Source organism: Streptomyces sp. NBC_01260, from assembly GCF_036226405.1.
GTDB classification, from domain to species: Bacteria; Actinomycetota; Actinomycetes; order Streptomycetales; family Streptomycetaceae; genus Streptomyces; species Streptomyces laculatispora.
The window spans coordinates 8,725,135-8,738,943 of record NZ_CP108464.1 but is presented as its reverse complement, the minus strand read 5'-3'; the positions used below and the strand labels follow the sequence as shown (position 1 = coordinate 8,738,943).

General features: G+C 70.6%; 12 protein-coding genes. 3 read left to right on the top strand and 9 right to left on the bottom strand.

Going from position 1 to position 13,809, the window contains the following annotated elements; genetic code table 11:
* Positions 1 to 235: 235 nt before the first annotated feature.
* The 3 genes from OG322_RS38940 (at position 236) to exaC (ending at position 3,811) form a co-directional block, all read left to right on the top strand.
* Complete coding sequence (locus tag OG322_RS38940; protein ID WP_123465640.1) at positions 236 to 826, top strand: N-acetylmuramoyl-L-alanine amidase; 591 nt, start codon at positions 236 to 238, stop codon at positions 824 to 826.
* 107 nt (positions 827 to 933) lie between these two features.
* A complete protein-coding gene (locus OG322_RS38935; RefSeq protein WP_260147069.1) occupies positions 934 to 2,184 on the top strand; it encodes a GAF domain-containing protein in 1,251 nt (416 codons plus the stop codon).
* Positions 2,185 to 2,287: 103 nt separating this feature from the next.
* Positions 2,288 to 3,811, top strand: coding sequence for an acetaldehyde dehydrogenase ExaC (gene exaC / locus OG322_RS38930; RefSeq protein ID WP_124285979.1), 1,524 nt, complete (start codon positions 2,288 to 2,290; stop codon positions 3,809 to 3,811).
* A gap of 486 nt (positions 3,812 to 4,297) precedes the next feature.
* Here the strand turns inward: exaC and OG322_RS38920 are convergent, their stop codons facing one another.
* From OG322_RS38920 to OG322_RS38880, 9 genes are all read right to left on the bottom strand, one after another.
* Positions 4,298 to 4,618, bottom strand: a complete 321-nt coding sequence (locus OG322_RS38920) for a hypothetical protein (protein ID WP_329307628.1) — start codon at positions 4,616 to 4,618, stop codon at positions 4,298 to 4,300.
* Between the two features lie 321 nt (positions 4,619 to 4,939).
* The gene (locus OG322_RS38915) at positions 4,940 to 5,941 is read right to left on the bottom strand and encodes a sugar kinase (RefSeq protein WP_260147068.1); all 1,002 of its coding nucleotides are present in this window, start codon (positions 5,939 to 5,941) and stop codon (positions 4,940 to 4,942) included.
* A complete protein-coding gene (locus OG322_RS38910; RefSeq protein ID WP_123465632.1) occupies positions 5,938 to 6,807 on the bottom strand; it encodes an SMP-30/gluconolactonase/LRE family protein in 870 nt (289 codons plus the stop codon). Before OG322_RS38910 ends, OG322_RS38915 begins: the two co-directional genes overlap by 4 nt.
* Complete coding sequence (locus OG322_RS38905) at positions 6,804 to 7,451, bottom strand: bifunctional 4-hydroxy-2-oxoglutarate aldolase/2-dehydro-3-deoxy-phosphogluconate aldolase (RefSeq protein WP_123465630.1); 648 nt, start codon at positions 7,449 to 7,451, stop codon at positions 6,804 to 6,806. Before OG322_RS38905 ends, OG322_RS38910 begins: the two co-directional genes overlap by 4 nt.
* A complete protein-coding gene (locus tag OG322_RS38900) occupies positions 7,439 to 8,317 on the bottom strand; it encodes a hypothetical protein (RefSeq protein WP_123466489.1) in 879 nt (292 codons plus the stop codon). Before OG322_RS38900 ends, OG322_RS38905 begins: the two co-directional genes overlap by 13 nt.
* A gap of 5 nt (positions 8,318 to 8,322) precedes the next feature.
* On the bottom strand, positions 8,323 to 9,468 hold the full coding sequence (gene dgoD, locus OG322_RS38895; RefSeq protein WP_123465628.1) for a galactonate dehydratase: 1,146 nt from the start codon (positions 9,466 to 9,468) through the stop codon (positions 8,323 to 8,325).
* Positions 9,465 to 10,208, bottom strand: coding sequence for a FadR/GntR family transcriptional regulator (locus OG322_RS38890; protein WP_329307627.1), 744 nt, complete (start codon positions 10,206 to 10,208; stop codon positions 9,465 to 9,467). Before OG322_RS38890 ends, dgoD begins: the two co-directional genes overlap by 4 nt.
* A 40-nt stretch (positions 10,209 to 10,248) precedes the next feature.
* Positions 10,249 to 11,007: an SDR family NAD(P)-dependent oxidoreductase gene (locus OG322_RS38885; protein WP_123465624.1), complete on the bottom strand. Its 759-nt coding sequence runs from the start codon at positions 11,005 to 11,007 to the stop codon at positions 10,249 to 10,251.
* 323 nt (positions 11,008 to 11,330) lie between these two features.
* Positions 11,331 to 13,487 carry a right-handed parallel beta-helix repeat-containing protein gene (locus OG322_RS38880; protein WP_123465622.1) on the bottom strand — a complete coding sequence of 719 codons (2,157 nt, stop codon included), beginning with the start codon at positions 13,485 to 13,487 and terminating at the stop codon, positions 11,331 to 11,333.
* Positions 13,488 to 13,809: the final 322 nt, after the last annotated feature.

Here is a 13,809-nt window from a genome sequence, read left to right as displayed (position 1 = left end):
CGGCCTCCTGCCGTCTTCCGCCGCCCGCGTGACGCCCGTACGGTAGGGGCCGCGAGCCGCTCGGCCGTACATCGGACAACGCATTCCGGTCATCGGACAAGAGGGAGTCACCGGATGTCGGGGGAATCGGTTGGCGGCCCCCTCCCCACGGGGCCTGCCTCCGCAGACGCCTGAGCCGTTCCCCTGGATCCGTCCGGACCGGCCCGCCCCTCCCCCCACCACAGCTGGAGTACACATGCACCGGAGAAGGATCCTTCAGGGTGCCGCGGCCACGGCCGCGGCCGCACTGCTCCCCGCCTCGGCACGGGCCGCCGCGGCGGCTGCCGGCGACACGGACTATCCGTCGGCCCACTGGGTGCCGGCATCGGCGTCCAACTACACGGTCTCTACGCGCCCTTCGGCGTATCCCGTGCAGTATGTGATCATCCACGTCACCCAGGAGACGTTCTCGGACGCGGTCGCGATCTTCCGGAATCCGGCGAAGCAGGTCTCCGCGCACTACGTGGTCCGCTCGGTGGACGGATACATCGACCAGTGCGTCAGGGAGCAGAACATCGCCTGGCACGCGGGTAACTGGGACTACAACACCCGCAGCATCGGCATCGAGCACGAGGGCTATGTGGACCAGCCCTCGTACTTCACCGATGCCATGTACGAGAAGTCGGCGCTGCTGACCGCCTCGGTCTGCGACCGTTACGGCATTCCCAAGGACCGCGCGCACATTCTCGGCCACGCGCAGGTCCCGGGGACCGACCACACCGATCCGGGTCCGAACTGGGACTGGGTCCGGTACATCCGCCTCGTCAACCTGCTCGGCACGGGCTGACCGGCGGCCGGGTCCGGCCCTTGCGAATACTCTCCGCACCACGGTTGTCGCAGGCGTCGGCTGCGACGACGATGGGGGTGTACGGCGCCCCTGGACGGGAGGGTGAGTTGACGGACCCCTGGCTGGCCCTGGCAGCCGATGCCGACCCCGGTGAACGGCTCGGCGAGCTGCGGCACGCGCACGAGGTGTTCACCGCGGCCGGCCGCCTGGAGCGGCCGGTCCGCCCGGTGGTCGGCGAATCCTGGCGGCGCTCGGCGCGGGCCCGGGTCTGCCCGGACGGCGCGGCCCTGGTCGATCTGGACGCCGACGATGTCGGACCGTACCGGGAGTCCCATCCCCTCGCCCGTGCCATGCCGGTGATCCGGGAGCTGATGAGCGCCTACGCGACGGACGGGGAACACCTCCTGGCGGTGTGCGACGCGCACGGTCGGCTGCTGTGGGTCGAGGGACATCCGTTGGCCAGACGGCGTGCCGGGCGGATGAACTTCGTGGAGGGAGCCCGCTGGGCGGAGTCCGTCGCCGGGACCAACGCGCCGGGCACGGCCATCGCGGTGGACCGCCCGGTCCAGGTGTTCGCGGCCGAGCACTTCCTGCGTCCGGTGCAGCAGTGGACGTGCGCGGCCGCGCCACTGCACGACCCGCACACCGGACGGGTGCTGGGCGCGGTCGACATCACCGGAGGGAACGGGCTCGCGCATCCGCACAGCCTGGCATTCGTACAGGCCGTCGCCCGCGCCGCCGAATCCCAACTGGCCCTGCTCGCACCGTCCCCGGCCGCCGGGACCGTACGGCTGAGCGCGCTCGGCAGGGACGAGGCGCTGTTGATCGTGGAGGGCCGGGCGCTCCGCCTCAGCCGGCGGCACAGCGAGATCCTGGTCGCGCTGGCCCGGCGCCCCGAGGGCATCGGGGGCGAGGAACTCCTCGTCGAACTGTACGAGGACGAGTCGGTCACCCCGGTGACGCTGCGGGCCGAACTCTCCCGGCTGCGCCGTCTGCTCGGCCCTGATCTGCTGCTCTCCCGCCCCTACCGTCTCGCCTCCCCCGTCGATGCGGACTTCGACACTGTCGCGCGCCGGCTGGCCTCGGGTGCGGTGGCCGCGGCTCTGAGTGCCTATACGGGGCCCCTGCTGCCCGCTTCGCAGGCCCCGTCGGTCGTTCGGCTGCGGCGCCGGCTCGACGATTCGGTGCGGGCCGCGCTGATCGCGCGCGGCGATACGGGCCTGCTGGCGGACTGGGTGTCCAGCCCATGGGGTGAGGACGACCTCCCCGCGTGGCGGGCGCTGGCCGCGGCCGCACCCGCGGCGCAGCGGCCGGCTCTGCTGGCCCGCGCCAGGACGCTCGACGCGGAACTGCGTTAGCCGCCCGCCCCGGATACGCAACGGGGTCGCAACGTCGCGCTGCCTAGCCTCGCGACGAGGGCCGCCCAACGGCGGGCGGCACCGGATCCGGGAGGCCACAGAGATGACCCGTTACGCTGCGCCGGGCACCGAGGGCGCGATCGTCTCGTACGAGTCGCGCTACGACCACTGGATCGGTGGCGCGTACGTCCCGCCGGCCCGAGGCCAGTACTTCGAGAACCCCAGCCCCGTCAACGGCCGCCCGTTCACCGAGATCGCCCGCGGCACCGCCGAGGACGTCGAGCACGCCCTGGACGCGGCACACGCCGCGGCACCTGCCTGGGGTGCCACGTCGGCGGGCGACCGGGCCTCGGTCCTGAACCGGATCGCGGACCGGATGGAGGCTCACCTGGAGGAACTCGCGGTCGCCGAGAGCTGGGAGAACGGCAAACCGGTACGGGAGACCCTGGCGGCCGACATTCCGCTGGCCATCGACCACTTCCGCTACTTCGCGGGCGCGCTGCGCGCCCAGGAGGGGTCGCTCAGCCAGCTCGACGAGGACACCGTCGCCTACCACTTCCACGAGCCGCTCGGCGTCGTCGCGCAGATCATTCCGTGGAACTTCCCCATTCTGATGGCCACCTGGAAGCTGGCCCCGGCCCTCGCGGCGGGCAACGCGGTGGTCCTCAAGCCGGCCGAGCAGACGCCCGCGTCCATCCATGTGTGGCTGGGCCTGGTGGCCGACCTGCTTCCGCCGGGTGTCGTGAACATCGTCAACGGCTTCGGTGCGGAGGCCGGCAAGCCACTGGCCTCCAGCCCGCGCGTCGCGAAGATCGCGTTCACCGGGGAGACCACGACGGGGCGGCTGATCATGCAGTACGCCTCCGAGAACATCAAGCCGGTGACTCTGGAACTGGGCGGCAAGTCGCCGAACATCTTCTTCGACGACGTCTGGTCGGCCGACGACGACTTCCGCGACAAGGCACTCGAGGGCTTCACCATGTTCGCCCTCAACCAGGGCGAGGTCTGCACCTGTCCGTCACGGGCCCTGATCCAGCGCGGCCACTACGGCGAATTCCTGGAGGCGGGCATCGCGCGCACCGAACAGATCGTGCCGGGCCACCCGCTGGACACGGACACGATGATCGGCGCGCAGGCCTCCAACGACCAGCTCCAGAAGATCCTCTCGTACCTGGACATCGGCCAGCAGGAGGGCGCGAAGATCCTTACGGGCGGCAGCCGGATCGAGTACGACGGGGAGCTGGCGGGCGGCTACTACGTACAGCCGACGATCTTCGAGGGCGACAACCGGATGCGGGTCTTCCAGGAGGAGATCTTCGGCCCTGTCGTCGCCGTCACGTCCTTCTCGGACTTCGACGACGCGATCCGCACCGCGAACGACACCCTGTACGGGCTCGGTGCGGGCGTGTGGACCCGTGACACGAACACCGCGTACCGGGCGGGCCGGGCCATCCAGGCTGGCCGGGTCTGGACGAACTGCTATCACGCGTATCCGGCCCACGCGGCGTTCGGCGGGTACAAGCAGTCCGGGATCGGCCGGGAGAACCACAGGATGATGCTGGAGCACTACCAGCAGACGAAGAATCTGCTGGTGTCGTACTCGCCGAAGAAGCTGGGCTTCTTCTAGACGCATGCGAAAAGGCGCCTGACCTGGGTTTTCACCCGTCAGGCGCCTTTCGTTCAACCCGCTCTCCTCGGCCGGGTCCACTCCGGAGTAGAGCCGGAACGAGATCCCGGCGTGCCGGAGATCGTGAGGCCGCTTGGCCAGGCGAGAAGTGCGCTCAGCACGAGTCAGGGCGTGCTCCCGGGCCCGTGCCCACGTGATGCCGTAGGCGGCAGCGTCCACGTAGTTGCCAGCCTGGTTGCGAAGGAATGGCCCACCGTTTGGTGGCTTCCCGCAGCCAGGGCTGCACGATCCTGCCGAAGCGGAGCCGGCCGGGGTGCCCCGAAGACGTGCAGGTCCCAGGTGTCCTTCGCGGGCTCGGTCGCGGGCGAGGAAAGGGCTCGCTGGTGGGCCAGGCGGAAGGGCTCCAGCCACCTGACGAGCACGCATGCCCCGCTGCGTGTCGACGAGATCGTCGAGCGAGTCCGACTGACGCCCCCCGGAGATCGTTCACCAGGGCCGGACCTCGCCCAACCCGGTTTTCATCTTCCGGCGGCAGCGTCCGTAGAGCCCGTAGAGAACTTGTGCCTGTGCCAGCGGCGTCAGGCCCCGCAGCGTGACGCTGTTCATGTCTTCGATCACCGGCTCCAAGCGGCACCATGTCGTCCTGTCCAGGTGCGGGTCGCGCTGGAACTCCTGGCCCCAGCACGTCCCGTGGGCCTTGCAGAAACCGGGCCTGGAGCCGTACCGAATGCGGTCGCAGGCAACAACGTCGCACTCGCCGAATCCGGGCAGTGGGATCACCGAGGGATCGGCGAGGAACTCCTCCAAGGTGACCTCGGGGGTTCGTTTCCGCCGGTGGAGATGAGCTTCGCAGAGCGGTGTGAGGCTGCTCTTCCACGGCCGCCGGCAGCTGACGCCGCGGCGGCGCGTTACTCTCCGCGAGGCGAGGAAAGTGGCCTCCTCCTGCCCGCTCGTCGTGAAGTCCCGCTCGCAGGGAAGGCACAGCTGTGTCCGGCCGCGGGTCGGCATCCCGCAGCCCGTGACCTTGCAGGCCCTCCACCCCAGCAGCGGGTGGTCCGTGGGCATGAACAGCACCTGGCGCTCCTCGTCCCAGCCGATCTCGGCGAGGAAGTCGGCCGGATCGCCGGGTCACCCACCGTCTGCCCACTCCTCGGGCGCCGCGTCGAGTAGCTCGGCGAGGCGGGCGCGGTCCGGCAGCGGGCCGTGGTCGCCGGTCACCCGCAATGCGGCGCCCGCCGTCAGATGCCCCAGCCGCAGCGCCCGTACGGGTTCCTCGCCACGCAGCAGCCCGGCGAGGAACCCGGCCGCGAACGCGTCACCGGCACCCACCGGTTCGATGACCTCGACCTTGGGCGCGGGCACGGTGTGGACTCTGGGGCCGTCGAAGGCGGTGGCGGCCCGTGCACCGTCCTTGACGACGAGGACGGGCGGTTGTGGCAGCAAGTCCCGTACGGCGAAGGCGTCGGTCAGTCCGTCTCCCCACAGGGCCTGTGCCTCGTCGAGGCCCACGAACGTGATGTCCGCCCGTCGGGCGAGCCCGAGCAGCACGGTGGCCGCCGCACCGTCCGCCCACAGAGCGGCCCGGTGGTTGACGTCGAAGCTCACGGGGCACGGGCGTTCAGCAACGTCGGGCTCGAGTAGCGCGGTGACCAGGTCCCGGCAGCCTGCCGAGAGCGCCGGGGTGATGCCGCTCAGGTGGATGAGGCCTGCGGAGCGCACGGCGTCGTCGTCCAGGAGGTCCGGGGTCAGGGCCGAGGCGGCGGAGCCGCGGCGGTAGTAGTGGACCCGGGTCCCCTCGGTGCCGGGGTCCTTGACGAGGAGTCCGGTCGGGCGGTGCGGGTCGGTGCGTACGCCGCTGACATCGACACCGGATGCGGCCACCTCGGCGCGGATCCGGTGTCCGAACGGGTCGTCACCGAGCGCGGAGACCCAACGGGCGGGCACCCCGTGGTCGGCGAGGTACATCGCCACGTTGGACTCGGCGCCCGCGATCCGGATCCCGAGCAGACCGGCACCGTCGAGCGGGGCGGCGGGTTCGGGGATCAGCGCGGCCATGGTCTCACCGATACAGGTCACCGGTCCCGTCACCGGCCGCCGGCCGGTTTCGCGGGACGTGTGAATCGTCGTCACTCGGTTCTCCCGGGGTGGTAGGCACACGTGGGCAGGCCCCGGACGCCGACCCGGGTGGTGAAGACCGCACCGTCCAGCGGTCCGGGTGCAGCGAGACCGTGCCGCGCGCTGGTGACGTACAGGCTGTCCCCGTCGAGGCACAGCCCGGCGGGCTGCGTCGCAGGAATTCGGATCTGCCGGTCCAAGGTGCCGTCGGCGCGGTAGCGGTGGACGGTGCCGGTGCCCCAGACCGCAGTCCACAGGGCGCCCTCGGCGTCCACCGTCATACCGTCGGGGCTGCCGCGGTCGAAGGTGGCGAAAGTGTCCGGCGTACCCGGCAGCCCGGTGTCCGGGTCGACCGGGTACCGGCGGATGATGCCCTTGGCACTGTCGGCGAGGTACATCACGGTGCCGTCCGCACAGAATGCCGGGCCGTTGGGAACGGTGAGGCCGTCCAGCACCCGGATCACCGTGCCCTCGTGGTCGACACGGTAGAGGGAGCCCGCGCCGTCCTCGGCGTCGTAAGCCATGCTGCCCGCCCAGAACCTGCCGTACGGATCGGCGGTAGCGTCGTTCATCCGCATGGCCGTGGCGGCCCTGTCCTCGGGGCGCGCGAGCCACTCGGTCCGCCCGTGCGCGGTGATCAGGCATACACCGGTGCCGGCGGCCGCGATCCAGGTGCCGGGGCGTGCGTGGACGGGGGAGACCGCGCCCAGGGGCACGGACAGCCTGGCGAGTTGCGTCAGCGGAGCTGAGCGGTCCGCGGGTCCGGCCAGCAGCCGCCCGGTGAGGATGTCGACGAGGACGATGCCGTCGTCGACCGCGCGTATTCCTTCACCGAGCCCGAGCCGGTCCTGCCAGCAGACGACCGGTGTGCCGTCGGTCATCGGCCGGCGTCTGCGGGGGCGGCGGCGCGTACGGCGTCGCGGAACGCGCGCGCCCGCTCGCGGAGTGCTTCGAGGCTGCCGCCGTCGGCCGCGTCGCTGATCAGCGGCGAGCCGACACCCACCGCAGTAGCCCCGTGCGCGAGATAGGTTCGGGCCGCGTCGGCGTCCACTCCCCCGACCGGCACGAACGGCGCGTCCGGGAACGGGCCGTGCAGTGCCCTCAGATAGCCGGGGCCGCCTGCCTGCGCCGCGGGAAAGATCTTGAAGGCGTCGGCGCCGAGCCGCTGTGCGGCGACGATGTCGGTGGGGGTCATCACCCCCGCGAGCACGGGCAGGCCGAGGAGCTTGGCCTCCGTGACGGCCTCGCAGACGGCAGGGGTGACGACGAAGTCGGCTCCCGCGTCGCGTACTGCATGTGCGTCGTCGGCGGTGAGGACGGTGCCCGCACCAAGGGGTGCACCGGGGCCCAGGGCGGCGCGGGCCCGACGGATGACGTCGAGTGCGTCCTTTCCGCTGAGCGAGACCTCGATGAGCGGGAGGTCCTCCTCCACCAGTGTCAGTACGGTCCTGAGCGCGGCGTCCGCGTCGTCGCCGCGCACGATGGCGACGATCCGGTGGGTGCGCAGCGAGGTCAGCAGATCCACGTGCGAGTTCCCTTCCTGTCTGTCTCTTCTGATGCTGTGTTGGTTTCCGGCTCCGTCCGTGGCGCTGGTTGTGCCCACGGCTCCGGTGCCTGCGCGGCCACGGTGAGACGCCAGCGGACCTCGCCGCTGCGCGGGACGCACGCGGCGTCCCCGTCCTCCGCGGCCGCCAGGTCGAAGACCCGGCCGAGCATGGGCTCGACCCCTACGGACCGGTACGGCTCCTGCTCGGGGAAGCCGCCGAGGTTGCGCCACAGCGCTACGGACACCGGCTGCCCTTCGGCCTCGACGGCCATACGCAACGTGGCCGCGCCGTCGCGTACGTACACCCGTGGGCTGTCGACGATCGCGCCGACGGCTGTCCCGTCATCCGGCCCGAGCCGGTCGAGCCCGGCCGTCCGTCCGGGCTGCGACGGCCAGAAGCAGGGGATCCACCGAGTGCCGTTGTCGGGATAGAAGCGGGTCGGCGTGCCGTCCCTGATCCCGATACAGGCCTCCTCCGAGAGATCGAGCAGCGCGTGCGCGGCCCACAGGAAGCGGTAGCCGGGTTCGGCCGTGAGCCGGTAGTCGGCCACTGCGCGGTCCCCGTCGCTGCGTATCCGGCGGCTGAGCCGGAAGTCCGGGCAGTCGACGGACTCGGTGCCGTCGGCCCGCTGCCAGGGCCGGGCCCAGGCATCGCCGTGGTCGGGTGCGCCGCGTACGGTCGGCACGCATTCCTCCAGCCCACCGGCGTCGGCGAAGGCGTCGTCCGGAACGGCGCCGGGGCGGCGTGGCTCGTCGCGGTGCCAGAGCCATTCGCGGCCGGCCGCACGCAGGGACGTCCACCGTCCGCCGTGGGCCGGGTCGGTCTCGATGCTGAGGGTGGTCATCGTGCTCACCACTCGGCGAAGGCGCCGTCGTCGTGCCTCCACACCGGGTTGCGCCAGGCGTGTCCGGTCCGGTCAGCCGCGCGTACGGCGTTCTCGTCGACGGTGATGCCGAGCCCCGGCAGGGCCGTGCGCCGCGCCCGTCCGCCGACGAAGCGGAACGGGTCGGTGTCCACGACGTACGAGAGCAGGTCGGCGTCCTTGTTGTAGTGGATACCCCGGCTCTGCTCCTGGATGAGGAAGTTCGGGGTGGCGAAGGCGATCTGGAGACTGGCGGCGAGTGCGATGGGGCCGAGGGGGCAGTGCGGGGCGAGTTGCGCACCGTAGGTCTCGGCGAGCGATGCGATGCGGTGGACCTCGGAGATACCCCCGGCGTGCGAGAGGTCCGGCTGGGCGACCGCGATGCCGGCCGTGAGGGCAGGCAGGAAGTCGGCGCGCCCGTAGAGCCGTTCGCCGGTGGCGATGGGTACGGAGGTGGCAGCGACCAAGGAGGACAGCAGGTGTCCCTGGTCGGGAAGGAGGGGTTCCTCCACGAACAGCGGGTGCAGGGGCTCGATGGCCTGCAGAACGCGGCGCGCGCCGGCCGGTCCGAATCTGCCGTGCATGTCGATGGCCACATCACGGCCGGGGCCGAGAACCGCGCGAGCGGCGGCCACCCGGTCGACGACGGCAGCGGTCTCGGCAGGGGTGGGGAGAGGTGGTGTGCGGCCTGCCGCGTTCATCTTGACGGCGGTGAAGCCGGCCTCGACCTGGGCGGTGATCTGCTCGGTGAGCTCGGCGGGTTCGTCGCCGCCGACCCAGGCGTAGACCCGTACCTCGTCGCGGACCGGGCCGCCGAGCAGGGCGTGGACGGGGGCGCCGTAGGCCTTGCCGGCAATGTCCCACAAGGCCTGGTCGATACCGGCGACGGCGCTGGAGAGTATCGGGCCGCCCCGGTAGAAGCCGCCCTTGCTCAGCACCTGCCAGTGGTCCTGGATGCGCAGCGGGTCCTGGCCGATCAGGTATTCGGCGAGGACATCGACGGCGGCGCGGACGACCTCGGCCCGCCCCTCGATGACGGGTTCCCCCCAGCCGACGACGCCCTCGTCGGTCTCGATCCGGCAGAACAGCCAGCGTGGCGGTACGAGGAAGGTCTCGATGCGAGTGATCTTCACCGGTTCGCGGTCCCCTCGTCGGTGGCCGGCCGGGTGCCGTGGGCCCGGTCGAGGTCGCGTACGGCCTGGTCGAGCAGGTCCCGCATGGCGCGTTCGGCGGCAGCCTGGTCCTGGTCGCGTACGGCGTCCAGCACAGCCCGGTGACTGGGTACGGGGTCCTCGCCGTGCGGCGAACCGTGCACGATCTCGTCGCGGTGCGCGAGGCCCGACTCGATGACCATCTCCATGCGTTCGAGCAATTCGTTGTGGGTGGCCGCGAGGAGCGCGCGGTGGAAGGCGAGGTCCGCCTCGACCGCGTGGGCCGCGCCGCCGTCCTGCTCACCCATCGCGGTGAGGGCAGCTTCGAGTGCGTCCAGGTCGGTATCGGTGCGGCGGGCGGCGGCCAGCCGGACAGCGGCCGGCTCGATGATGCCGCGCACCTCGTCGAGGTTGTGCAGCAGTGCCGGATCGGTGCCGGAGTCGGTGCCACCCGCGAACTGCCAGCGCAGCACGTCCGCGTCGAGGAGGTTCCAGTCGGCGCGGGCTCTGACGAAGGTGCCGCGTTTCTGGCGCGCGTCGACCATCCCCTTGGCGGCGAGGACCTTCAGGGATTCCCGCAAGGCGGTCAGGCTGACGTCCAACTCGTCCTGCAGCGCCACGAGATCGAGTGTCGCTCCTTCGGGGATCTCGCCGCTCAGCACCCGGCGCGCGAGAGTCTCCACGGTCTGGCCGTGCACTCCGCGGCGCGCGTATGGCGTCATGTCTGTGTGCCTTTCTGGTGCGCGATGGGTACGGAGACGGTCAGGCCGAGGCCTTGACGACGGACCAGCCGCCGTCCACCAGCAGGCTCGATCCCGTGATGTAGGACGCCTCGTCGGCGGCGAGAAACGCAATCGCCGCCGCGGCCTCCTGGGGGGTGCCGAAACGCTTGGCGGCAGTCTCGGTGACGCTCTGCCTCCGGTCCTCCTCCGAGACCCGGTCCCATGCCCCGGTGAGGATGGGGCCGGGCAGGACGGCGTTGACCCGCACCTCGGGTCCGTACTCCACCGCCAGTTGTCCGCACAGAGAGAGCAGCGCGCCCTTGGACGCCGCGTACGCGGGATGTCCGGGGATGCCCTTGTGGGCGTGGACCGAGGAGGTGAGCACCACGGCGCCGCGACGTTCGCGCAGGTCGGGCAGGACCGCACGGAAGCCGAGGAACGCTCCGGTGAGGTTCACTGCGAGCTGGCGCTCCCACGAGGTGACGGTCATCTCGTGCGCGGGGGTGACGTCGACCGTGAAGGCGTTGCTCACCAGGACGTCGACGGGGCCGAAGGTGTGCGCCGCGGAGATGACCCGCCCCCAGTCGCCCTCGTCCGCGACGTCCGTGCGGACGAAGAGGGCCCGGCCGCCCGCTGCTCGGATGCCCGCGGCGACACGCTCGCCCGCGTCCTCGGCGATGTCGGCGAGGATCACCGCCGCGCCTTCGGCGGCGAGCCGTTCGGCGGTGGCCGCGCCGATGCCCGACGCGGCTCCGGTGACCACTGCCGCCTTGTCGGCGAAGCGGGTGTTTCCGTTCATGGGGCTGTCGGCTCCTCGGGTGGTGAAGCTGTCGGCGATTCTGCCGGTGGCGCCGTTCGGACGGTTGGCTACTGCCTCACGCGTACGACGAGTTGGACTGCAGGGTGACCAGACCGGTGCGGTTCTGTGCTGTGCCGAGGTGTGCCTGCGACTCCGCATGCGCGCCCACGGAACGAGGCCCGGCCTCCCGACCCAGGCGGCCGGGCCTCGTTCGGCTGATACAGCCTGACGGGGCAACCGGGCCACCGTCAAGATTAATTACTAATTTATCTACTGGCTTTGACTGGGCCGGTTCCCTGCCCCGCGGCTCTCGGCCGTGCGGGTCACGAGAGTCCGATCCGGTTCATGGGTATCCGCTGGTAGCCGGGGAGTTGAGCGGCGATCAGGTCGTCGTTGCCCAGGGTCGGCTTCCCGTCCACGACTGTCACGACGCCGGGATCGGCAGTGAGTGTCAGATTGTGGTCAACCGTTCCGTACGTGCGCGCGGACGGGGCGATGCTCAGCGCGGCGACGGTGTGGAGTGCGTTGTACTCGACGACGTCGTACTTCGGGTACGCCGGCTGGTCGTCGGCGATGTTCACGAGGTTCGGATAGCGCGACCGCCAGGGCTCTTCCTGGTAGGGAACGGCGGCCAGCATGTTGTACATACCCCAGGCGCCACCGGGCGCCACGTTCGCCGCCGCCCAGTTGAGTCCTCGTTCGTCGAGCGTCACCGAACGGCCGGACGACAGCATGATGTTGTTGCTGATGACGTTGTCCCGGCCGCCGCCGATCTGGAAGGCGGTGTCCACCTTGTAGAAGATGTTGCCGAACGCCGTCGTTCCGCAGAAGCAGTCGTCCAGGTAGACGCCCGAGGCGAAGTGGGATCCGCCGCTGCCCACGATGTCGTGCAGGAAGTTGTAGCGGATGACCGTGCCGCGTCCGGTCCACTCCCGTCCCGCGTAGATGGCGCCGGCGTCGTTGGTCTCCTTCACCACATCGTTGATCTCGTTGTACTCGATCACGTGATCGTTGCCGCGGAAGAGGACGGCGACGTGCGGCGCATCGTAGATGTGGTTGTTGGCGACGTGGTTTCCGACACCGGCGAGTTCGACCGCGGGGCTGTACGTCAACTGGAGGCGGCTGTAGTCGTGGATCTCGTTGCCGACCGCCCGGTTGCGCGCCGGGGTGAGGGTGGCCCGGTCACCGCCGGCGAGGGCGATGCCACCCTGGCCGGTGGCCTGGATGTGGCAGCCGCGGACCTCGTTCCCCGATCCGCCGTGCGGTCCGGCCGAGACACTCGTGTCACCGATCGTGACCGCGCGACCGCCCAGGAGCCGCAGGGTGCAGTCCGCGACCGTGTTGGACGTGCCGTCGGTGATGACGATGCCGTCGCCGCGCGACCCCTCGAACGTGAGGTTCGAGAACGTGACGTTCGAGCAGCCGTTGAGGACGGCCATCGGGTCGGCGAGCAGCGACAGTTGCACCGACGCGCCGGTCAGGTCACTCGGCGGGTACAGGTACAGCTTCCCGGTGGCCCGGTCGAGGTACCACTCACCCGGCGAGTCGAGTTCCTCAAGCACGTTGTAGTAGTAGTAGCGCTGGCCCGCCTTGACGCTGTACATGCTGGCGGTCTTCGTGGAGACCGTCTGCGCCGCCGGGTCGATCGCCTTGATCTGAAGGTTGCCGTCGGCCCACTCGTAGAACCAGTAGCCCTGCATCCACACGTCACTGGTGTCGGTCCAGGTCGACGGCTGGGGGTCGGTGTACTTGAACGTGGCCCCCTTGGCGAATTCGGCGGCCATCTTGTCGGGGTCACCGAGGACGCTGCGGGGGTTCCCGCCCGGGTCGATGACCTGGCCGACGGCGAGGAACCCGGTGCTCGGGTAACGGGCGAGGGTCATCGCCTCGCTGTTGAAGAACAGTTCGGGCGGGGTGACCGTGCGCGGCAGGCCGTATCCGGTCTGGACGATCTGGCCGTAGTCGGTGATCCCGAGCGCCTTCAGGTCGAACTCACGGACGATGTCACGTGACCCGGCCGGGAGACGGTTGCGTATCGCCTCGTCGCTGACCGCCTCGAACCCGGTAGCGGGCAGGTCCACGCCGCCGACGAGCCGGACCTGTTCGCCGTTGTAGGCGGCGTAGGTGACCGGCCGGCCCGGCGCACCGGAGTCCTGCGCTTCGAGGGTGAAGCTTCGCGTCCGCCGGTACGTGCCGCCCCGGAGGAAGACGGTCACCGGTGCCGTGGCACGGCCCGGCGCACCCTGCCGCCAGGCCCGGATCGCGTCGCGCGCCTTCTCCGGCGTCGCGAATGGCGCGGCCTGCGTGCCCCGGTTCGAGTCCTTCCCGTCCGTTGCCACGAAGAAGGACTTCTGGTCCTCGGCCCGGTCTCGCCGGTCACCGGTACCGGCGTAGGCCGGCCCGGCGATGAGGGCTGCCGACGCGCCGGCACCGACGGCCCCGGCGGCCCTGAGGAGATCACGTCGAGAGAATCTGGACATGTAGTGCCTTTCGTAGGTGCCTACTGAAACCGGGCCCTCGGTCCGGGCGCACGCCCGGGCCCTCGGTCCGGGCGCACGGCGCCTCCGGCGGGGCCCTCGTTGCGCGATGCTCCGGCTAATCGATAATCGCTGAGCGACAAGTAGTGGGTCGGCGATAGCGAGTGTCAAGGGGTCTTGCAAAACCCGCTGAAAGAAGCCGAGTTCACCTGCCACGTAGGTTGCGAACGGGTAACGCTGCCGTCGCCAGGTCTTGACCGCTGCCCGGCAGGTCCTCGATGGTGAGCTCGCTATCGATAAGCGATAGTCGATTAGCGATCGATGG

Coding starts and splice junctions, on each gene's coding strand:
- exaC (WP_124285979.1), top strand. CDS start 2,288: ATGACCCGTTACGCTGCGCCGGGCACCGAGGGCGCGATCGTCTCGTAC.
- OG322_RS38880 (WP_123465622.1), bottom strand. CDS start 13,487: ATGTCCAGATTCTCTCGACGTGATCTCCTCAGGGCCGCCGGGGCCGTC.
- OG322_RS38885 (WP_123465624.1), bottom strand. CDS start 11,007: ATGAACGGAAACACCCGCTTCGCCGACAAGGCGGCAGTGGTCACCGGA.
- OG322_RS38910 (WP_123465632.1), bottom strand. CDS start 6,807: ATGACCGACGGCACACCGGTCGTCTGCTGGCAGGACCGGCTCGGGCTC.
- OG322_RS38890 (WP_329307627.1), bottom strand. CDS start 10,208: ATGACGCCATACGCGCGCCGCGGAGTGCACGGCCAGACCGTGGAGACT.
- OG322_RS38940 (WP_123465640.1), top strand. CDS start 236: ATGCACCGGAGAAGGATCCTTCAGGGTGCCGCGGCCACGGCCGCGGCC.
- OG322_RS38900 (WP_123466489.1), bottom strand. CDS start 8,317: ATGACCACCCTCAGCATCGAGACCGACCCGGCCCACGGCGGACGGTGG.